Source organism: Streptomyces daghestanicus, assembly GCF_020521275.1.
Lineage (GTDB): Bacteria > Actinomycetota > Actinomycetes > Streptomycetales > Streptomycetaceae > Streptomyces > Streptomyces griseoviridis.
In genome coordinates this window covers 1,104,862-1,124,440 of record NZ_BNDX01000016.1, presented here as the reverse complement: position 1 = coordinate 1,124,440, position 19,579 = coordinate 1,104,862, and the positions used below count along the sequence as shown (strand labels likewise).

At 71.8% G+C, this 19,579-nt stretch carries 18 protein-coding genes; 7 read left to right on the top strand and 11 right to left on the bottom strand.

The window, feature by feature from the left end; genetic code table 11:
• Complete coding sequence (locus Sdagh_RS31720; RefSeq protein ID WP_189413482.1) at positions 1–405, top strand: response regulator; 405 nt, start codon at positions 1–3, stop codon at positions 403–405.
• A gap of 134 nt (positions 406–539) precedes the next feature.
• Here the strand turns inward: Sdagh_RS31720 and Sdagh_RS31715 are convergent, their stop codons facing one another.
• The 4 genes from Sdagh_RS31715 to ctaC all read right to left on the bottom strand — a co-directional run bounded on the left by Sdagh_RS31715 (position 540) and on the right by ctaC (position 5,018).
• Entirely contained in the window at positions 540–1,805 is a 1,266-nt protein-coding gene (locus tag Sdagh_RS31715) for a L,D-transpeptidase (protein ID WP_189413480.1), read from the bottom strand.
• A 128-nt stretch (positions 1,806–1,933) separates the two neighbouring features.
• Complete coding sequence (locus Sdagh_RS31710) at positions 1,934–2,332, bottom strand: cytochrome c oxidase subunit 4 (protein WP_189413478.1); 399 nt, start codon at positions 2,330–2,332, stop codon at positions 1,934–1,936.
• A complete protein-coding gene (gene ctaD, locus Sdagh_RS31705) occupies positions 2,329–4,062 on the bottom strand; it encodes an aa3-type cytochrome oxidase subunit I (protein WP_189413476.1) in 1,734 nt (577 codons plus the stop codon). The genes Sdagh_RS31710 and ctaD overlap by 4 nt, the downstream gene beginning before the upstream one ends.
• Positions 4,059–5,018, bottom strand: a complete 960-nt coding sequence (gene ctaC / locus Sdagh_RS31700; protein WP_189413474.1) for an aa3-type cytochrome oxidase subunit II — start codon at positions 5,016–5,018, stop codon at positions 4,059–4,061. Before ctaC ends, ctaD begins: the two co-directional genes overlap by 4 nt.
• 259 nt (positions 5,019–5,277) lie before the next feature.
• Between ctaC and Sdagh_RS31695 the strand changes: the two genes are divergently transcribed.
• Positions 5,278–6,654, top strand: coding sequence for a cysteine desulfurase/sulfurtransferase TusA family protein (locus tag Sdagh_RS31695; RefSeq protein ID WP_190077373.1), 1,377 nt, complete (start codon positions 5,278–5,280; stop codon positions 6,652–6,654).
• Between the two features lie 12 nt (positions 6,655–6,666).
• Here the strand turns inward: Sdagh_RS31695 and Sdagh_RS31690 are convergent, their stop codons facing one another.
• A complete protein-coding gene (locus tag Sdagh_RS31690) occupies positions 6,667–7,641 on the bottom strand; it encodes a carbohydrate kinase family protein (RefSeq protein WP_189413469.1) in 975 nt (324 codons plus the stop codon).
• Positions 7,642–7,774: 133 nt separating this feature from the next.
• Between Sdagh_RS31690 and Sdagh_RS31685 the strand changes: the two genes are divergently transcribed.
• The gene (locus Sdagh_RS31685; RefSeq protein WP_189413467.1) at positions 7,775–7,960 is read left to right on the top strand and encodes a hypothetical protein; all 186 of its coding nucleotides are present in this window, start codon (positions 7,775–7,777) and stop codon (positions 7,958–7,960) included.
• 82 nt (positions 7,961–8,042) lie between these two features.
• A complete protein-coding gene (locus tag Sdagh_RS31680; RefSeq protein ID WP_190077374.1) occupies positions 8,043–9,437 on the top strand; it encodes a hypothetical protein in 1,395 nt (464 codons plus the stop codon).
• Between the two features lie 86 nt (positions 9,438–9,523).
• On the opposite strand, the gene Sdagh_RS31675 is transcribed toward Sdagh_RS31680, so the two are convergent.
• Positions 9,524–9,880, bottom strand: a complete 357-nt coding sequence (locus Sdagh_RS31675; protein WP_189413463.1) for an iron-sulfur cluster assembly accessory protein — start codon at positions 9,878–9,880, stop codon at positions 9,524–9,526.
• A 292-nt stretch (positions 9,881–10,172) separates the two neighbouring features.
• Here Sdagh_RS31675 and nadA point away from each other — a divergent pair, with 292 nt between their 5' ends.
• Positions 10,173–11,357: a quinolinate synthase NadA gene (gene nadA, locus Sdagh_RS31670; protein WP_189413462.1), complete on the top strand. Its 1,185-nt coding sequence runs from the start codon at positions 10,173–10,175 to the stop codon at positions 11,355–11,357.
• A gap of 88 nt (positions 11,358–11,445) precedes the next feature.
• Here nadA and Sdagh_RS31665 read toward each other — a convergent pair whose 3' ends face one another.
• From Sdagh_RS31665 to Sdagh_RS31645, 5 genes are all read right to left on the bottom strand, one after another.
• Positions 11,446–14,565: an efflux RND transporter permease subunit gene (locus Sdagh_RS31665; protein WP_189413460.1), complete on the bottom strand. Its 3,120-nt coding sequence runs from the start codon at positions 14,563–14,565 to the stop codon at positions 11,446–11,448.
• 154 nt (positions 14,566–14,719) lie between these two features.
• Entirely contained in the window at positions 14,720–15,406 is a 687-nt protein-coding gene (locus tag Sdagh_RS31660) for a response regulator (RefSeq protein ID WP_189413458.1), read from the bottom strand.
• Positions 15,403–16,629 (bottom strand): sensor histidine kinase, encoded by a 1,227-nt coding sequence (locus tag Sdagh_RS31655; RefSeq protein WP_189413457.1) that lies wholly within the window; start codon positions 16,627–16,629, stop codon positions 15,403–15,405. Before Sdagh_RS31655 ends, Sdagh_RS31660 begins: the two co-directional genes overlap by 4 nt.
• Before the next feature lie 102 nt (positions 16,630–16,731).
• A complete protein-coding gene (pspAA, locus tag Sdagh_RS31650) occupies positions 16,732–17,016 on the bottom strand; it encodes a PspA-associated protein PspAA (RefSeq protein WP_189413455.1) in 285 nt (94 codons plus the stop codon).
• 24 nt (positions 17,017–17,040) lie between these two features.
• Positions 17,041–17,826: a PspA/IM30 family protein gene (locus Sdagh_RS31645; RefSeq protein WP_264201202.1), complete on the bottom strand. Its 786-nt coding sequence runs from the start codon at positions 17,824–17,826 to the stop codon at positions 17,041–17,043.
• Positions 17,827–18,096: 270 nt separating this feature from the next.
• On the opposite strand from Sdagh_RS31645, the gene Sdagh_RS31640 reads away from it, so the two are divergent.
• On the top strand, positions 18,097–18,720 hold the full coding sequence (locus Sdagh_RS31640) for a DUF3043 domain-containing protein (protein ID WP_189413454.1): 624 nt from the start codon (positions 18,097–18,099) through the stop codon (positions 18,718–18,720).
• Between the two features lie 86 nt (positions 18,721–18,806).
• Positions 18,807–19,562, top strand: coding sequence for a class I SAM-dependent methyltransferase (locus Sdagh_RS31635; protein ID WP_189413451.1), 756 nt, complete (start codon positions 18,807–18,809; stop codon positions 19,560–19,562).
• The last annotated feature ends 17 nt before the right edge of the window (positions 19,563–19,579 follow it).

Below are 19,579 nucleotides of genomic sequence, written 5' to 3'. Positions count from 1 at the left end.
ATGCAGCCGACCGTCACGGTGCTGGTCTACAGCGACGACTCCACCACGAGGGAGCAGGTGCGGCTCGCGACGGGTCGCAGGCCGGCTCCGGACGTGCCGGTCGTGGAGTTCGTGGAGTGCGCGACACCCGCCGCCGTCGTCAAGGAACTGGACCGGGGCGGCGTCGACGTGTGCGTCCTGGACGGCGAGGCGGTGCCGATGGGGGGCATGGGGGTGTGCCGGCAGATCAAGGACGAGGTGTTCGCCTGTCCTCCGGTGCTGCTGCTCATCGGGCGCCCGCAGGACGCCTGGCTGGCCACGTGGAGCCGGGCGGACGCGGCCGTGACCCTGCCGGTCGAGCCGGTGGAGTTCGCCTCTGCGCTGGCGTCCCTGCTGCGGCAGCGGAAGTTGCAGAGCGCCTCGTAGCCCGGTACGGCCCGTGGGGCGGCGGGTGCGCGGTGGCTGGTCACGCGGTTCCCCGTGCCCCTGGGGCCTGTCGTTCGGATCAGGTCGCGGGGGATCGGCTGCCCCGCTCACCGGCGTGATCCGAACGACAGGCACTAGAGGCTCGGGCTGAGGCGCGCTGTGTTCTCCGGCTGGTGGCCGGCGGTCAGGGCGCTGCCGGCACGCCATTTCCTCCAGTCGAGGTTCCAGTCGCCGAAGCCGTTGCCGAAGGTCTCCATCGTGTCGCCGTAGGAGTTGACGACCTCGACGACGTCGCCCTCGCGGACCGTGTCGAAGAACCACTCCGCGTTGGCGGTGCTCATGCCGGTGCAGCCGTGGCTGACGTTGGCGGAGCCCTGGGAGCCGACCGACCAGGGGGCGGCGTGCACGTACTCGCCGCTCCAGGTCACCCGGGTGGCCCAGTGCACGGGCAGGTCGTACGACTCCGAGGAGCCCTCGGCGATGCCGACGGTGGTGCTGCGCATCCGGACGAAGGGTTCCTTGCCGAGCACGACCTTGACGCCGTTGCGGGTCTCGAAACCGGGCTTGCCGGTGGTGACCGGGATCTGCTTGATCTCCTCGCCGTCGCGGTACACGGTCATCGTGTGCGAGGAGGCGTCCGTCACGGCGATGACGCGGTCGCCGGTGGTGAGCTTCAGCTCCTTGGCCCGGCCGCCCCAGAGCCGGTCGCCGAGCTTGATGCCCTCCAGGGTGGAGCGGGCCCGGACGGTGGCGTGGGCGGGCCAGTAGTCCTTGGGGCGGTAGTGCAGTTCCTTGTCGTCCACCCAGTGCCAGGCACCCTCCACCGCGGGCGTGGACTCCACCTTCAGGGCGCGCTCGACGGTCATCCGCTGGGCCGGGTCCTTGACCGGCCGGCTCAGCTCGGCGGTGAGGGGCTGGCCGACGCCGTACGTGCCGTCGCCGGGACCGAAGGTGATGTCGAGGCGCTTCTTGGTGGTGGGCTTGCCCGTGCCGAAGGTGAGGACCTTGCGGCCGGGCGCCCCGTCCGCGTTCTCGGTGCTCACCCGGACCGTGTAGGAGGCGTCGGCGGCCAGCGGTGAGGTGCTGTGCCAGCGGGCGCCGTCGGCGGAGAGCTCGCCCGCCACGTAGCGGCCGGCGGCGTCCACGGCCGTGACGTCCGTGATGCGCCCGTCGGAGCCCTCGGCCACGACCTCCAGGGGCTTGTCGGGGTCGGCTTTCTTCCCGGCGCCCGCGGGGGCGTTGAAGGAGATGTGGTCGGCCGCGTCGTAGGGTGCGGCGGCCAGCGGGTCGTCGTCGCCGCCGCTGCACGCGGTGGCGCCCGCCCCCAGGGCGATCACCAGCAGGGTGCAGCCGACGGCGGTGCGGCGCCCGCGTGCCTGGGAGTGAACGGAGTGGCTCATGGCCTCAACGTAGGAAGCCTGGGCGGGTGCGGCGCGGTGGGTAAGCCGGACGGGTGGCGCGCTGGGCCAAAAGAAGGAGCCCGGACTCTCCTGGCGGAGTGTCCGGGCCCTTCGGGCGGCCGGGCGTGCTACTGGGTGCGGTTCTCACCGCGGTAGTACTCGAAGACCCAGCCGAAGAGGCCGATGAGGAGCAGCGGGGCCGAGAAGTACATCAGCCACCAGCCGATCGCCACGCTGGTGAACGCGAACGCGCCACCGACGGCCAGGGAGAGCGGCTGCCAGCTGTGCGGGCTGAAGAACCCGACCTCGCCGGCGTCGTCCGCGACGTCCGCCTCCTTGTTGTCCTGGGCACCCGCGTCGACCCGCTTGGCCGTGAAGCCGAGGTAGAAGCCGATCATGATCGAGAGCCCGAAGGCCAGGAAGAGCGCCGTGGTACCGGCCGGCTCCTTCGACCACACGCCATAGACGATCGCCATGACGAGGATGAAGACGCTCAGCCAGATGAACATCTTGCCCTGGATCTTCACTTGCCGGCCTCCTTGCCGCCAGCGAGGGCCTTGTCACCGTGGCCGGTGTTCTCCAGCGCGTCGAGCGCGGAGATCTCCGGGTGGTGCAGGTCGAAGGCCGGGGATTCGGAGCGGATGCGCGGCAGCGTGAGGAAGTTGTGCCGCGGCGGCGGGCAGGAGGTCGCCCACTCCAGGGAGCGGCCGTAGCCCCACGGGTCGTCCACCTCGACGGGCTTGCCGTACTTGGCGGTCTTCCAGACGTTGTAGAAGAACGGCAGGATCGACATGCCGAGCAGGAACGAGCTGATCGTCGAGACCGTGTTCAGGGCGGTGAAGCCGTCGGCCGCCAGGTAGTCGGCGTACCGGCGCGGCATGCCCTCGGCGCCCAGCCAGTGCTGGACCAGGAAGGTGCCGTGGAAGCCGATGAACAGCGTCCAGAAGGTGATCTTGCCGAGGCGCTCGTCCAGCATCTTACCGGTCCACTTCGGCCACCAGAAGTGGAAGCCGGCGAACATCGCGAAGACGACGGTGCCGAACACCACGTAGTGGAAGTGGGCCACCACGAAGTACGAGTCCGAGACGTGGAAGTCCAGCGGCGGGGCCGCGAGGAGGACACCGGTCAGACCACCGAAGAGGAAGGTGATCAGGAAGCCGGTCGACCACAGCATCGGGGTCTCGAAGGACAGTGAGCCCTTCCACATGGTGCCGACCCAGTTGAAGAACTTCACACCGGTCGGAACCGCGATCAGGAAGGTCATGAAGGAGAAGAACGGGAGCAGCACGCCACCGGTGACGTACATGTGGTGCGCCCACACCGTGACCGACAGACCGGCGATGGCGATCGTGGCGCCGATCAGGCCCATGTAGCCGAAGATCGGCTTGCGGGAGAAGACCGGGATGATCTCACTGACGATGCCGAAGAACGGCAACGCGATGATGTACACCTCTGGATGCCCGAAGAACCAGAACAGGTGTTGCCACAGCAACGCGCCGCCATTGGCCGCGTCGAAGACATGGGCACCGAACTTGCGGTCCGCCTCCAGGGCGAACAGGGCCGCGGCCAGCACCGGGAAGGCGAGCAGGACCAGGACACCGGTCAGCAGCACGTTCCAGGTGAAGATCGGCATGCGGAACATGGTCATGCCCGGCGCGCGCATGCAGATGATCGTGGTGATGAAGTTGACCGAGCCGAGGATCGTGCCGAAGCCGGAGAAGGCCAGACCCATGATCCACAGGTCGCCGCCGATGCCGGGCGAGTGCACCGCGTCGGACAGCGGGGAGTACGCGAACCAGCCGAAGTCGGCCGCGCCCTGCGGGGTGAGGAAGCCGGCCACCGCGATCAGCGAGCCGAAGAGGTAAAGCCAGTAGGCGAACATGTTCAGCCGCGGGAACGCCACGTCGGGCGCGCCGATCTGCAGCGGCATGATCCAGTTCGCGAAACCGGAGAACAGCGGCGTCGCGAACATCAGCAGCATGATCGTGCCGTGCATCGTGAACGCCTGGTTGAACTGCTCGTTCGACACGATCTGCAGGCCCGGACGGGCCAGCTCGGCGCGCATGAGCAGCGCCATGACGCCGCCGATGCAGAAGAACGCGAAGGACGTGGCCAGGTACAGCGTGCCGATCGTCTTGTGGTCCGTGGTGGTCAGCCACTTGACGACGACTTCGCCGCGCCGCTGGCGCCGCACCGGCAGCTCGTCCGCGTAGTGGGACCCTGCCGCGGCACCCTGGGGTTCGTTGAGGATGCTCACAGGTTGTTCGTCTCCCGGTTCTTCTCGTGGTCCGTCTGGGCGATGCCCGCGGGCACGTAACCGGTCTGCCCCTTCTTGACGAGGTCCTTCAGGTGCTGCTCGTAGCGCTCCTGGGAGACGACCTTGACGTTGAACAGCATCCGGGAGTGGTCGACGCCGCAGAGCTCGGCGCACTTGCCCAGGAAGGTGCCCTCCTTGTTGGGGGTCACCTCGAAGGCGTTGGTGTGGCCCGGGATGACGTCCTGCTTCATCAGGAACGGCACCACCCAGAAGGAGTGGATGACATCGCGGGAGGTCAGGACGAAGCGGACGCGCTGGCCCTCGGGCAGCCACAGGGTGGGGCCGGGGTTGTTCGTCTGCTCGTTGCGGGTGCCCGGGGTGCCGCAGTCGTAGACACCGCCGGCGTTCGCCGGGAACTGGTCCTTGTAGCGGTCCGGGATCGCGTCCAGTTCCTTGGCCGTCTTGGCGTCACCGGTGGAACCGTCGACGCTCTCGACGTAGTTGAAGCACCAGCTCCACTGGAAGCCGACCACGTTGACGGTGACGGCGGGCTTCTTGTCGAGCTTGAGCAGTTCGGACTCGTCGCGGGCGGTGAAGTAGAAGAGCACCGAGACGATGACGAGCGGAACCACGGTGTACAACGCCTCGATGGGCATGTTGTACCGGGTCTGCGGAGGTACCTCGACCTTGGTGCGGCTGCGCCGGTGGAAGAAAGCACTCCACAGGATCAGGCCCCACACCAGCACGCCGACGGCGAGCGCGGCAGCCCAGGAACCCTGCCAGAGGGAGAGGATCCGCGGAGCCTCTTCCGTGGTGGGGGTGGGCATACCAAGGCGGGGGAAGTCCTCCCATGTGCAACCGGTGGCGGTCGCCAGGACCAGGCCCGCGGTCAGTGCCTGCAGCAGCTTCCGCCGCATCGGGCGCCGCGGCGAGCGGTCGGAGCCGTTGGGACTCACGTAGCGCCTTCCCGAGAGTCTCGCCCGCGCTGTCGGCTGCGGCCTTCTCGCTGGTCGGTCGCCGCCCTGCGTCGGGCAGGGGTTTGGATGTTTATGCGGACCAAACCCTAGCCGACGCCCTCCGGGGGTTCGCGGGGAGGGGTGCCTAGTGAGGGGGGTGGTTCGCTGGTTTGGCGGGCGCGGGACGCGTCGTGATCGTTCGCGCAGTTCCCCGCGCCCCTTTCGGGCGTCCGGGTGAGCCTGCGTCTAGCGTTGCCGTATGTCCTACTTCGACGCGGCCTCCGCCGCTCCCCTTCATCCTGTGGCGCGTCAGGCGTTGTTGGCCTCCTTGGACGAGGGGTGGGCCGATCCTTCGCGGTTGTACCGGGAAGGGCGGCGGGCGCGGATGCTGCTGGACGCGGCGCGGGAGGCGGCCGCGGAGGCGGTGGGGTGCCGGGCGGACGAGGTGGTGTTCACGGCGTCCGGGACACGGGCCGTGCACACGGGTGTGGCGGGGGCGTTGGCCGGGCGGCGGCGGGCCGGGCGTCACCTGGTCGTGTCAGCGGTCGAACACTCGTCGGTGCTCCACGCGGGTGAGGCGCACGCGCGGGAGGGCGGCACGGTCACCGAGGTGCCCGTGGACCGTACCGGCGCGGTCGATCCCGGGGCGTTCGGCGCCGCGCTGCGGGACGGCACCGCGCTGGCGTGCCTCCAGTCGGCCAACCACGAGGTGGGCACCGAGCAGCCGGTGGCCCGGGTGGCCGAGGTGTGCCGGGCGGCCGGGGTGCCGCTGCTGGTGGACGCGGCCCAGTCGCTGGCGTGGGGGCCGGTGGACGGGGAGTGGTCGCTGCTGACGGGCAGCGCGCACAAGTGGGGCGGGCCGGCGGGGGTCGGGCTGCTGGTGGTGCGCAAGGGCGTGCGGTTCGCGGTGGCGGGGCCGGCCGACGAGCGGGAGGCGGGGCGGGCCGCCGGGTTCGAGAACATCCCGGCGATCGTGGCCGCGGTGGCGTCGCTGCGGGCGGTCCGCGCCGAGGCGGCGCGGGAGGCGGCGCGGCTGCGGGAGCTGACGGACCGCCTCCGGGCGCGGCTGCCGGAGCTGGTGCCGGACGTGGAGGTGGTCGGCGACCCGGTGCGGCGGCTGCCCGGAATCATCACCTTCTCCTGTCTCTATGTCGACGGGGAGACCCTGCTGCACGAGCTGGACCGCGCGGGCTTCTCGGTCTCCTCCGGGTCGTCCTGCACGAGCAGCACGCTGACGCCGAGTCATGTGCTGAGGGCGATGGGCGTGCTCAGCGAGGGCAACGTCCGGGTGTCGCTGCCGTTCGGGGCGGCGGAGGCGGACGTGGAGCGGTTCCTGGAGGTGCTGCCGGGGGCGGTGGCGGGGGTGCGGGCGAAGCTGGGGGCGCCCGCACCGGCCACCGTGACCGAGGGGGACGCGCTGGTGGTGGACGCGGTGGGCAAGCTGTGCCCGGTCCCGGTCATCGAGCTGGCCAAGGTGATCGGCGACGTCCCGGTCGGCGGCACGGTACGGGTCCTGGCGGACGACGAGGCCGCCCGCCTGGACATCCCGGCGTGGTGCGCGATGCGGGAACAGGAGTACGTGGGGGAGGAACCGGCGGAGAAGGGGACCGCCTACGTGGTCCGCCGGATCAGATGAAGGCCCCCGGGGCTACCCCAGGTGCCCCTGGACCTCCGCCGCGGCGGTGTCCCCGTAGGCCTTGGTGAAGCGCTCCATGAAGTGGCCCCGCCGCAGCTGGTACTCCTGCGTCCCCACCGTCTCGATGACGAGCGTCGCCAGCATGCAGCCGACCTGGGCGGCCCGCTCCAGGCCGACGCCCCAGGCGAGGCCGGACAGGAACCCGGCCCGGAACGCGTCGCCGACGCCCGTCGGGTCGGCCTTGCGCTCCTCGTCGGGGACGCCGACCTCGATGACCGGCTCGCCGGCCCGCTCGATGCGGACGCCGCGCGCGCCGAGGGTGGTCACCCGGTGGCCGACCCGGCCGAGGATCTCCTCGTCGCTCCAGCCGGTCTTGGACTCGATGAGGCCCTTCTCGTACTCGTTGGAGAAGAGGTACGTCGCCCCGTCGAGCAGTATCCGGATCTCGTCGCCGTTCATCCGGGCGATCTGCTGGGAGAAGTCGGCGGCGAACGGGATGTCCCGGGCGCGGCACTCCTCGGTGTGGCGGAGCATCGCCTCGGGGTCGTCGGCGCCGATGGAGACCAGGTCGAGGCCGCCGACCCGGTCGGCGACGGTCTTCAGCTCGATGAGGCGGGCCTCGCTCATCGCGCCGGTGTAGAAGGAGCCGATCTGGTTGTGGTCGGCGTCGGTGGTGCATACGAAACGGGCGGTGTGCAGCGTCTCGGAGATGCGCACGGACTCGGTGTCGACGCCGTGCCGGTCCAGCCAGGCGCGGTACTCGTCGAAGTCCGGGCCGGCCGCGCCGACCAGGATCGGGCGGGTGCCGAGCTGGCCCATGCCGAAGGCGATGTTCGCGCCGACGCCGCCCCGGCGGACGTCGAGCTTGTCGACCAGGAAGGAGAGCGAGACCGTGTGCAACTGGTCCGCGACGAGCTGGTCGGCGAAGCGGCCGGGGAAGGTCATGAGGTGGTCGGTGGCGATGGAGCCGGTGACTGCGATGCGCACGGCGTGAACTCTCTCCTGAGGGGAGGTGGGTTGACGGTTCACGCTACCCGGTCGCCGGGACGCCGTTGAAGCAGCCGGAACTACCCGATAGTAGATCTTTCTTCGCGGCTTCGGACGTGCTTACGGTGCCGTCATGACGAACACCGAAGAGCGTGAGGACCTGGCCGCGCTGCGGGGCGACTGCGCCCGGATGGCGCCGCACTGGCCGCCCGCCGAGCGGGTCGCCGTCCGGCCGGTGCCGCCGTCGCTGATCCACGGGGTGTCCGTGCCCCCGGCGTCGGCGCGGCTGCTGGAGGCGATGGCGGAGTACGGCGACTGAGCCGTCCGGCGGATGCCGGGGAACCGGAGTCCGCCGTGCCGCGTCCCATCGGCGTCCCGGCGGCGGCCGAAGGAGCGATGCGGTGAACAACGAGCGACCCGACCATGACGGCACCGGCCACGACGGCACCGGGAGCGACGGGACCCGTGGGGCACGGCACCGGCGCCGCGGGGTGCTGACCGCCGCGGTCGCGGCGGCCGTGCTGCTGGCCGGGGGCGGTGGGGCGTATCTCGCGGTGACCGCGTCCGGCGGCTCCGACGGCCGTACGTCCTCCGGTGCCACTCCCCCGCCGCTGGCCCTGGACTCCCCCGCCGCCGACGGCGCCACCGCCTACCGGACCGCGGGACCGCTGCCGGACGGGCCGGACGCGGCCCCCGTGTACCGGGCCGCGGGCCGGGTCACCGAGGAGCAGGTGCGGCGGCTGGCCGAGGCGCTCGGCCTGGACGGGGAACCGGTGGTCCGGGGCGCCTCCTGGACGGTCGGGACGGCGGCGGACGGGTCGGGTCCGGTGCTGCGGGTGGCGCGCGAGGCGCCGGGGAACTGGACGTTCCAGCGGTCCGCGGCGACCGGCGACGACTGCGGGAGGAAGGACACCGTCTGCGCGAACGCCCCGGCGGACACCGGTCCGGTGAGCGAGGCGGCGGCGGAGAAGGCGGCGGCGCCGGTCCTGGCCGCGGTGGGACAGCACCGCGCCGATCTGGACGCCGGCCAGGTGCTGGGCGCGCGCCGGGCCGTCAACGCCGAGCCGGAGATCGGGGGGCTGCCCACGGACGGCTGGACGACCGGGGTGATCGTCGGCGCGGGCGGTGAGGTGGTCGGCGGCAGCGGGCGGGTCTCGGCCCCGGTGAAGGGGGAGACGTATCCCGTGCTGGACGCGGAGCGGACCCTCGCCCGGCTGGAGCGGGCGCCGGCGGTGCCGGGCGGCTGCGCCAGCGCCGTACCGCTGGAGGGCGGGGCGGGGGCGTGCGGGGCGGGGGCCGGCCGGGCGGCGGCCACCGTCGAGCGGGCGGTGTTCGGGCTGGCCGCGCGGCCGGTGGACGGGCGGGACGCGCTGGTGCCGTCCTGGCTGTTCGACGTGCGGGAGCCGGGGGCGGCGGACGCGGTCAGGGTGGCGTATCCGGCGGTCGACCCCGCGTATCTGACGGCTGCCTCGCCCCGGCCGTCCGGTGAGCGCGCGGAGCGGGACGTGGCGGTGACCGGGTACACCGCCGAGGGCACCGAGCTGACCGTGCGCTTCACCGGCGGGGTGTGCGCGGCGTACGACGCGCGGGCGCGGGAGGGGTCCGGGAAGGTGACGGTCACCGTGACCGAGAGGTCCGACCCGGAGCGGGTGTGCGTCCTGATCGCCAAGGAGTACGAACTGCCCGTGCGGCTGGACGAGCCGCTGGGCGGGCGGGCCGTGGTCGGCTCGGACGGCGAGCGGGTCCCGCTCGCCAGGGACGGCGCACGGCTGCCGGCGCCGGACGGCGGCCGGTGAGGTGACGCGGGCGGCGGCCGGTCACGTACGAGGGCGGCGGCCCGGGAGGAGTCCCGGGCCGCCGCCCTCGTCAGGCCGGCCGCGGCTCAGCTGAAGGAGTCGCCGCAGGCGCAGGAACCGGTCGCGTTCGGGTTGTCGATCGTGAAGCCCTGCTTCTCGATGGTGTCGACGAAGTCGATGGTGGCACCGCCCAGGTACGGGGCGCTCATCCGGTCGGTGGTGACCTTCACGCCGCCGAAGTCCTTGACGACGTCGCCGTCGAGGGACCGCTCGTCGAAGAAGAGCTGGTAGCGCAGGCCGGAGCAGCCGCCGGGCTGGACGGCGACGCGGAGCGCCAGATCGTCACGGCCTTCCTGGTCGAGCAGGGCCTTGACCTTGGCCGCGGCGGCGTCGGTCAGGACGATGCCGTCGGTGACGGTGGTGGTCTCGTCCGATACGGACATCTACATCTCTCCCGGGTTGTACGGAGACTGCTTGCCGACGGTTCCAACCGACGGGACCCCGGATTCATTCCGGGCCGGACCCGAGGCATCTCCCCTCGGGTCGTCCCTTCATGCTCGCACACGGCCCGGAACGCGAACAGCGGCTCCGGCACCCGGCTTCGGGGGCTCCGGTCCGGCCGCGGCTCCGGCTTCGGGATTCACGTCACACCGACACAATCGGCATCGTCAAACTGACGTGAAGCGGATATGATGGATAGCGTCAATTAGACGAAAAGTAGAAAGGGTGCGTGTCGTGACCACCGCCCAAGCCCAGGAGCTCGACGTTCAGCCGACGCCTCTCGCCCTGCTGCTGCTCGGCCGCGAGGCCGACCCGAGGAGCGAGCGCGGCGTGGAGTGCCCGGGCGACCTGCCCTCGCCCTCCGACCCCGACCTGGTCGCCCGCGCCCGCGCGGCCAAGGAGAAGCTCGGGGACAAGGTCTTCGTGCTCGGTCACCACTACCAGCGCGACGAGGTCATCCAGTTCGCCGATGTCACGGGTGACTCCTTCAAGCTGGCCCGGGACGCCGCCGCGCGCCCGGAGGCCGAGTACATCGTGTTCTGCGGTGTGCACTTCATGGCGGAGTCCGCGGACATCCTGACCTCGGACGACCAGAAGGTCGTGCTGCCCGACCTCGCCGCCGGGTGCTCGATGGCCGACATGGCCACGGCCGAGCAGGTCGCCGAGTGCTGGGACGTGCTGACCGAGGCGGGCGTCGCCGAGCAGGTCGTGCCGGTGTCGTACATGAACTCCTCCGCCGACATCAAGGCGTTCACCGGCAAGCACGGCGGGACGATCTGTACGTCGTCCAACGCCGAGCGCGCGCTGAACTGGGCGTTCGAACAGGGCGAGAAGGTCCTGTTCCTGCCCGACCAGCACCTCGGGCGGAACACCGCCGTCCGTGACCTGGGCATGTCCCTGGAGGACTGCGTCGTCTACAACCCGCACAAGCCGAACGGCGGGCTGACCGCCGGGCAGCTGCGGGACGCGAAGATGATCCTGTGGCGCGGGCACTGCTCGGTGCACGGGCGGTTCAGCCTGGAGTCGGTGGAGGACGTGCGCGCCCGCATCCCCGGCGTCAACGTGCTCGTGCACCCCGAGTGCCGGCACGAGGTCGTCGCGGCGGCGGATCACGTCGGGTCGACCGAGTACATCATCAAGGCGCTGGAGGCGGCGCCGGCCGGGTCCAAGTGGGCCATCGGGACGGAGCTGAACCTCGTACGACGGCTGGCGAACCGTTTCGCCCCCGAGGGGAAGGAGATCGTCTTCCTCGACAGGACGGTCTGCTTCTGCTCGACCATGAACCGGATCGACCTGCCGCATCTGGTGTGGGCGCTGGAGTCCCTGGCCGAGGGGACGCTGGTCAACCGGATCGAGGTCGACAAGGAGACGGAGGCGTTCGCGAAGCTGGCGCTGGAGCGGATGCTGGCGCTGCCGTAAAGGGCGCGCCCGCCCGCCGCCTCTCATGGCGAGGGCCCCGCACGGTCACCTCCGGTGCCGTGCGGGGCCCTCGCCGTTTCCGGGTGCCTCAGACCTTCGCCGGCTCCGGCTCGTCGGCCGCGGCCGGCCGCGGCGGTACGTCGCCGCCCCGCTTCGCCGCCTTCTTCTTCGCGCGGCGCTCCTTGCGCAGCTCCAGCATCGCGTAGAGCGTCGGGACCAGGAGCAGGGTGAGCAGGGTCGACGTGACCAGGCCGCCGATCACGACCACCGCGAGCGGCTGGGCGATGAAGCCGCCCTGGCCGGTGACGCCGAGGGCCATCGGGAGCAGGGCGAAGATGGTCGCCAGCGCCGTCATCAGGATGGGGCGCAGCCGGTGCCGGCCGCCCTCGACGACCGCCTCGACGACCCCGTAGCCCTGCTTGCGGTACTGGTTGATCAGATCGATCAGCACGATCGCGTTGGTGACCACGATGCCGATCAGCATCAGCATGCCGATCATCGCCGGGACGCCCATCGGGGTGCCGGTGACGATCAGCAGGCCGAGCGCGCCGGTCGCCGCGAACGGGATGGAGACCAGCAGGATCAGCGGCTGGGCCAGCGACCGGAACGTGCCGACCAGCAGCATGAAGACGATCGCGACGGCCGCGAGCATCGCCAGGCCGAGGTTGACGAACGCCTCGTCCTGGTCGGCGGAGACGCCGCCGATCTCGGCGGTGACGCCGGCCGGCAGGTCCAGGCCGTTGATCTTCGCGGTCAGGTCGGCGCTGACCGCTCCGGTGTTGTCACCGGTCGGCCGGGCGGTGATGGTCGCCGCGCGCTGGCCGTCGATCCGGGTCATCGAGACCGGGCCGTCGACCAGCTTCACGGTGGCGATGTCACCGAGCTTCACCGGGCCGAGCGGCAGCGCCTTCAGCTCGGCGAGGGTCTCGGCGGGGTGCGCCGAGGTGATGACGACGTCCCGCTCGGTGTCGTCCAGCACCGCCTTGGCGGCGGTGGTGCCGCGGACCGCCTGGCCGACGGCCGCGCCGAGGGTCTGGTCGGTGAAACCGGCCGCGGCGGCACGGTCGTCGGCCTTGACCGAGACACGGGGCACGCTCTGCGACAGGTCGCTGGTGACGTCGGTGACGTCGTCCAGGGAGGCGACCGCCTCGCGGACCTCCTCGGCGGCCTTGCGCAGCGCGTCGGCGTCGGACGCCTTCACCACGACGCTGAGGTCCTGGCTGCCGAAGCCGTCACCGGCGGCGATCGTGGTGGTGCCGATCCCGTCGAGCTTCGCGAGCCCGTCCTCCAGGTGGTCCTGGACGTCCTCGGCGGAGGCCGAGTCCTCCAGCATGATCTGGTACGACGCCTGGTTGGTGTCCGTACCGCCGCCGAAGGCCGCCATGAAACCGGACGAACCGATGGTCACCTGGAAGTCCTTGACGCCCTCGGTGCCCTGGATGAGCTTCTCGACCTTCTTCGCCCGGGCGTCGGTGGCGGCCAGGCTGGTGCCCGGCTCCAGCTCCTGCTTGACGCTGAGGACCTGCTGCTCGCCCTGGTCGAAGAAGTTGGTCTTCAGCAGCGGCGCCATGCCGAAGGTGCCGAGCAGGACGACGACCGCGATGCCCACACTGGTGAGGCGGCGCCGGGTCGCGAACCGCAGGACCGGGACGTAGAAGCGCTGGAGCCGGGACCTGGCCTCCTTCTCCTCCGCCAGGCGGCGGGCCTCCTCGGCGTCCTCGGGGGTGCCCTTGGGGGCGCGCAGGAACCAGTACGACAGGACCGGTACGACCGTCAGCGACACCAGCAGGGACGCGAGGAGCGCCGCGGTGACGGTGAGGCTGAAGGAGCCGAAGAGTTCACCGACCATGCCGCCGACCAGGCCGATCGGCAGGAAGACGGCGACCGTGGTGAGGGTGGAGGAGGTGACCGCGCCGGCGACCTCGCGGACCGCCTTGAGGATGGCCTCCTGGCGTTCCTCGCCGTAGCCGAGGTGGCGCTTGATGTTCTCCAGGACCACGATCGAGTCGTCGACGACCCGGCCGATGGCGATGGTCAGCGCGCCGAGCGTGAGCATGTTCAGGGACAGGTCGCGGGTCCACAGCACGATCAGCGCCAGCACCACCGACAGCGGGATGGAGACCGCGGTGACCAGGGTGGAGCGGATCGACGCCAGGAAGACCAGGATGACGATGACCGCGAAGAGCAGACCGAGGGCACCCTCCGTGGTCAGGCCCTCGATGGCCTTGGAGACCGCGGGGCCCTGGTCGCTGACGACGGTCAGCTCCGCGCCGGAGCCGAGCTGCGCGCGCAGGTCGGACAGCTTCTCCTCGACGGCCTCGGAGATGGCGACCGCGCTGCCGTCCCGGTCCATGGTGACGGCGACGGCGAGGCTGGGCTTGCCGTTGGTGCGGGTGAGGGAGTCGGCCTTGGCCTCCTTCTCCTCGACCTTCGCCACGTCACCGAGGCGCACCGGCTTCTTCACGCCCTCGCCGGTGACCATCAGGTCCTCGATCTGGGCCAGCGAGGTGAAGCCGGTGCCGACCTGGACGGTGCGGTTGGCGCCGCCCTCGTCGAAGGAGCCCGCGGGGACGGTGGCCCCGCCGGACTGGAGGGAGGTGGCCAGGGCCTGGGCGGTGACACCGGCCTCGGCGAGCTTCGCGTCGTCGGGGGTGACGGTGACCTGGAGGTCGCGGACGCCGTCGACGGTGACCTGGCCGACGCCGTCGATGTCCTCCAGCGCGGGCACGACCGTCTTGTCGAGCTGGTCGGCGAGGGCCTGCTGGTCCTTGTCGGAGGAGACCGACAGCACCACGGCCGGCAGGTCGTCGGTGGAACCGGCCACCACCTGCGGGTCGACGTCGTCCGGCAGGGTGGCGCGGGCCCGGTTGACGGCCTGCTGCACGTCGGCGACGAGCTGCTGGGTGTCGGGGCCGTAGTCGAAGGACGCCATGATGACGGCGCTGCCCTCGCTCGCCGTGGAGGTGACGCCCGAAATGCCGTCCACCGCTTCGAGGTTGTTCTCGATCGGCTCGACGACCTGCTTCTCGACCACGTCCGGCGAGGCACCCTGGTACGGCGCCACCACGGACACCATGGGCAGTTCGATGGTGGGCAGCAGCTGCTGCTTGAGCTGGGGGATCGCGATCGCCCCGAAGACGAGCGCGATGATCGACATCAGCCCTATCAGGGCCCGTTGCGCGAGGCTGAATCTCGACAGCCAGGACATGGGTTAAGGGTCTCTCTTCTGTGGCCGAGCGGAGGGACGGGCACATGCGGGCGCCCACCTCACCACCTTGGGCCACGGACGGGCCCGTTCCGTAAGCCCCAGGTCCATTTCCGCACGGCGCGCCTACTCCGGCCGCAGTACGCCCGGGTGTACGTCACTCCACCCTCGGACGGACCAGCCCCGACTCGTAGGCGATGACCACCAGCTGGGCCCGGTCGCGGGCGCCCAGCTTGCCCATGGCCCGGTTGACGTGCGTCTTCACGGTGAGCGGGCTGACCGCGAGCCGCTCGGCGATCTCGTCGTTGGAGTGCCCGCCGGCGACCTGCACCAGCACCTCCCGCTCCCGTCCGGTGAGCGAGGCGAGCCGCTCGGAGCGGGCGGGGTCGCGCTCCTCGTACGCCCCGGCGCCGTCCTGGGCGAGGAAGCGGGCGATCAGGCCCTTGGTGGCGACCGGCGACAGCAGCGCCTCGCCGCCCGCGGCGACCCGTATGGCGCTGAGCAGCTCCTCGGGTTCGGAGCCCTTGCCGAGGAAGCCGGAGGCGCCGGCGCGCAGCGACTGCACCACGTAGTCGTCCACCTCGAAGGTGGTCAGGATGACCACGCGGACGGCGGCGAGCCGCGGGTCGGCGCTGATCATGCGGGTCGCGGCGAGCCCGTCGGTGCCGGGCATCCGGATGTCCATCAGGACGACGTCGGGGCGGTGCTCGGTGGCCAGCCGCACGGCCTGGGCGCCGTCGGACGCCTCGCCCACCACCTCCATGTCGGGCTCGGAGTCGACCAGCACCCGGAAGGCACTGCGCAGCAGCGCCTGGTCGTCGGCGAGCAGGACACGGATCGTCATGCGGGGCCCTTCGCGGCGGCGGTGTCTCTACGGTTCCCGACCGGAAGGATCGCATGGACGCGGAAACCGCCGGAGGGGCGGGGACCGGTGGTGAGGGCGCCGCCCACCGCGGTGACCCGCTCCCGCATGCCGAGCAGCCCGTGGCCGCCGCCGGGGCCGGCCGCCCTGGGAGCGCCGGTGCCGTCGTCGAGGACGGTGATCTCGATGTCCGCGCCCACCCGGACGACGCTGACCTCGGCCTTCGCCCCGGGTCCCGCGTGCTTTTGCACATTGGTCAGGGCCTCCTGGACGACCCGGTACGCGGCGAGGCCGACGGCGGTGGGCAACTCGGTGTCCGGGTCGGCGCGGGCGGTCTCGACGCGCAGACCGGCGCTGCGGAAGGTGCCGACGAGTTCGTCGAGGCGGTCCAGACCGGGGGCGGGCTCGGTGGGGGCCTCCGGGTCGCCGGACTGGCGGAGCAGGCCGACGGTGACGCGGAGTTCGTCGAGCGCGGAGCGGCCGGCCCGCCGTACGTGGGCGAGGGCCTCCTTGGCCTGGTCGGGCCGCTTGTCCATGACGTGCGCGGCGACCCCGGCCTGCACGTTGACCAGGGCGATGTGGTGGGCGACGACGTCGTGCAGGTCGCGGGCGATCCGCAGCCGCTCCTCGGCGACACGGCGGCGGGCCTCCTCCTCGCGGGTGCGCTCCGCCTTCTCGGCGCGGTCCCGGATGGCCTGGACGAAGGCGCGGCGGCTGCGGACCGCGTCCCCGGCGGTGGCGCCGATGCCGGTCCAGGCGAGGACGGCGAGGTTCTCCTGGGCGTACCACGGCTGGGGGCCGGCGAGCATGGCGGCGCCGGTGAGCACGGCGCTGGTGAGCAGGCCGGTGCGCCAGGTGGTGGAGCGGTCGGTGGTGGCGGCGACGGTGTAGAGGGCGACGACGGCCGACATCACGACCGGCGCGCGGGGGTCGCCGGTGACGCTCTCGACGACGGAGACGCCGCCGGTGAGCGCGAGGACGGCGAGGGGGGCGCGGCGGCGCAGGACGAGGGCGGCGGCGCCGACGGCCATGAGGACCAGGCTGAGCGGGTCGGGGGTGCGGACGCCCCAGCTCACGCCGTCGGGGCCGTGCGGGTCGGTGAAGGAGCCGGCCACCATGCACACCAGGACGGCGGCGGCGAGGCAGGCGTCCGTGGCGGCGGGGTGGGCGCCCAGGCGGCAGCGGGTGCGGGCGAGTGTGCTCACGGATGTCTACGGTATCCGGGTGAACGCCGGTTTCCTCCGCTTCCGGCGTCGTACCGGGGGCCGCCCGGTCGAGCGCGCCGCACGCGCGGTGCGAAACGGGTGTCAGGGCCCGTCCGGGATCAGTCCGTCGTCGCCGAGCAGGTCGCGGACGTCCTCCAGGGTCGCGTCCTCGGCCGGGAGGATCAGCTCGGACGGTTCCAGGGAGTCGTCCGGGAGGGGGGTGCCCAGTTCGCGGACCTTGGCGAGCAGGGCGGTGAGGGTGCGGCGGAAGCCGGGGCCGTCGCCGTGGTCCAGCTCGGCCAGCAGTTCGTCGTCCAGCTTGTTCAGCTCGGTGAGGTGGCTGTCGGCCAGCCTCACCTGCCCCTCCCCCATGATCCGTACGATCATGTCGCCCTCCTCGGCGTGCGCGGGCTACTGCTTGTCGAAGCGCGGGGTGTCCTGCGGCTGCTGCGCCGCCTGCTGCTCACCGGCGCCGCCCTCGATGGCCTGCTGGCCACCGCTGCTGCCACCGGCCAGCTCGGCCTTCATCCGCTGGAGCTCCAGCTCTACATCCGTACCACCGGAGAGCCGGTCCAGCTCGGCCTGGATGTCGTCCTTGTGCATGCCGGAGGGGTCGTCCAGGGCGCCCGAGGCGAGCAGTTCGTCGATGGCGCCGGCGCGGGCCTGGAGCTGGGCGGTCTTGTCCTCGGCGCGCTGGATGGCCAGGCCGACGTCGCCCATCTCCTCGGAGATGCCGGAGAACGCCTCGCCGATCCGGGTCTGCGCCTGCGCGGCGGTGTAGGTCGCCTTGATCGTCTCCTTCTTCGTGCGGAAGGCGTCGACCTTGGCCTGGAGCCGCTGGGCCGCCAGGGTGAGCTTCTCCTCCTCGCCCTGGAGCGTGGCGTGCTGCGTCTCCAGGTCGGTCACCTGCTGCTGGAGGGCGGCGCGGCGGGAGAGCGCCTCGCGGGCGAGGTCCTCCCGGCCCAGCGCGAGCGCCTTGCGGCCCTGGTCCTCCAGCTTCGAGGACTGCGACTGGAGCTGGTTGAGCTGGAGCTCCAGGCGCTTGCGGCTGGTCGCCACGTCGGCGACACCGCGGCGCACCTTCTGGAGCAGCTCCAGCTGCTTCTGGTACGAGTAGTCGAGGGTCTCGCGCGGGTCCTCGGCCCGGTCAAGGGCCTTGTTCGCCTTCGCGCGGAAGATCATCCCCATACGCTTCATGACACCGCTCATGGGCTTCGCGCGCCCCCTTCTGACGGACTCCAGCTCCAGCGACTGCAACAGAACCCACAGTACGGGCCCTGCATCCATTACCGCACTGTTCGAGGTCGGATGCGCTCATCCCCGAGGACGACTGCGTGCGCTCCTGATCCGGCGTGAGGAGTAGGTGGTGCCCTGGTACCCCGTGCTTCCGGGGTGGGCACTACCGTCCCTCTTGTCCCCTTGAGGACGAACGGTGTTGCCGGATCGTTCCCCACCGGACCGACGTCCATGCGCCACGAGCGCTTACCCTTGGGTTTTGTGTTCCGTAGCCGTGCCAAGGAAGAGAAGGCCGCGACCGTAGGGTCGCCGACCGACTCCAAGCAGCCCCGCGACCCGCAGGCCCCCAAGGGCCGTCCGACGCCCAAGCGCAGCCAGGCCCAGAGCCAGCGCCGCAGCGTCGCGAGTACGCCGACGACGCGCAAGGAGGCCGCCAAGCGGCAGCGCGAGGAGCGCCGCACCGCGCTGGAGCGCCAGCGCCAGGCGCTCGCCAGCGGCGACGAGCGGTACCTGCCGGCCCGTGACAAGGGCCCGGTCCGCAAGTTCGCCCGGAACTGGATCGACTCGCGGTTCAACATCGCCGAGTACTTCCTGCCGATGGCCGTGGTCATCCTGGTGCTGAGCATGATCCGGGTGGCGTCGCTGCAGAACATCGCGCTGCTGCTGTGGCTGGTCGTGATCGTGCTGATCGTGCTCGACTCGGCCGTCACCGGCTTCCGCCTGAAGAAGGCCCTCGGGGAGCGCTTCCCCGACGAGAACAGGCGCGGCGCGGTCGCCTACGCCCTGATGCGCTCCCTCCAGATGCGCCGGCTCCGGCTGCCGAAGCCGCAGGTCAAGCGCGGGGAGCGGCCCTGAGCGGCGTTCCGTTCGCCGGGGACCGGGCGCTGTCCTGCCCGGCCGGTCCGGGGGACGGGCTGCGGGAGGCCGTACGGCAGGAGCTGGTGGCCCGGCAGCTCGACGAGCAGCTCATCGGGCGGTTCCCGGTCGGGCGGCGGCTGCGGGTGCTGGACGTCGGCATGGGGCGGGGTGTCCAGGCGCTGCGGCTGGCCAGGGCCGGGCACCAGGTGACCGGTCTGGAGCAGGACGCCGTGCTCATCGGCGCGGCCCGCGAGGCGCTGGCCGGGCAGCCGCCGGGCATCCAGGACCGGATGCGGATCATCGAGGGCGACAGCCGGGACACCGGGGTGCACTTCCTGCCGGGCAGCTTCGACGTGGTGCTCTGCCACGGGGTGCTGATGTACGTCGAGGAGCCCGACCCGCTGCTGGCCGGGCTGGCGCGGGTGCTCGCCCCGGGCGGGCTGCTGTCGCTGCTGGTCCGCAACGGCGACGCGCTCGCCATGCGGCCGGGGCTCACCGGCCGCTGGGCCGACGCGCTGGCGGCCCTGGAGCCCGCCGCGCAGGTCCCCCGCTCCCGCACCGACCCGGACGAGGAGCCGCCGCTCCGGGCGGGTGCCACCGTCCGCGCCGACCGGCGGGCCGCGCTGACCGCGACCCTCGCGGGCATCGGCGCCCCGCTGCACGCCTGGTACGGCGTACGGGTCTTCACGGACACGGCGGGCGCCACGGACCCGGCGGCCGACGGCGCGGCGCTCCCGGACGGCTTGGAGACGCTGCTGGCCGTGGAGGAGCGCGCGGGGCGCACGGACCCGTACCGCGGGGTCGCGGCGCTGCTGCACCTGTGCGGCGTACGGGGCTGACCGGCCACCGCTCGCGC

What these genes read in the sequence shown, in the direction of transcription:
- Sdagh_RS31645 (WP_264201202.1), bottom strand. Translation starts at nt 17,826, where the DNA reads ATGAAGCGTATGGGGATGATCTTCCGCGCGAAGGCGAACAAGGCCCTT.
- Sdagh_RS31640 (WP_189413454.1), top strand. Translation starts at nt 18,097, where the DNA reads ATGCGCCACGAGCGCTTACCCTTGGGTTTTGTGTTCCGTAGCCGTGCC.
- pspAA (WP_189413455.1), bottom strand. Translation starts at nt 17,016, where the DNA reads ATGATCGTACGGATCATGGGGGAGGGGCAGGTGAGGCTGGCCGACAGC.
- Sdagh_RS31715 (WP_189413480.1), bottom strand. Translation starts at nt 1,805, where the DNA reads ATGAGCCACTCCGTTCACTCCCAGGCACGCGGGCGCCGCACCGCCGTC.
- Sdagh_RS31675 (WP_189413463.1), bottom strand. Translation starts at nt 9,880, where the DNA reads ATGTCCGTATCGGACGAGACCACCACCGTCACCGACGGCATCGTCCTG.
- Sdagh_RS31665 (WP_189413460.1), bottom strand. Translation starts at nt 14,565, where the DNA reads ATGTCCTGGCTGTCGAGATTCAGCCTCGCGCAACGGGCCCTGATAGGG.
- Sdagh_RS31695 (WP_190077373.1), top strand. Translation starts at nt 5,278, where the DNA reads ATGTCCTACTTCGACGCGGCCTCCGCCGCTCCCCTTCATCCTGTGGCG.
- Sdagh_RS31660 (WP_189413458.1), bottom strand. Translation starts at nt 15,406, where the DNA reads ATGACGATCCGTGTCCTGCTCGCCGACGACCAGGCGCTGCTGCGCAGT.
- Sdagh_RS31685 (WP_189413467.1), top strand. Translation starts at nt 7,775, where the DNA reads ATGACGAACACCGAAGAGCGTGAGGACCTGGCCGCGCTGCGGGGCGAC.
- Sdagh_RS31720 (WP_189413482.1), top strand. Translation starts at nt 1, where the DNA reads ATGCAGCCGACCGTCACGGTGCTGGTCTACAGCGACGACTCCACCACG.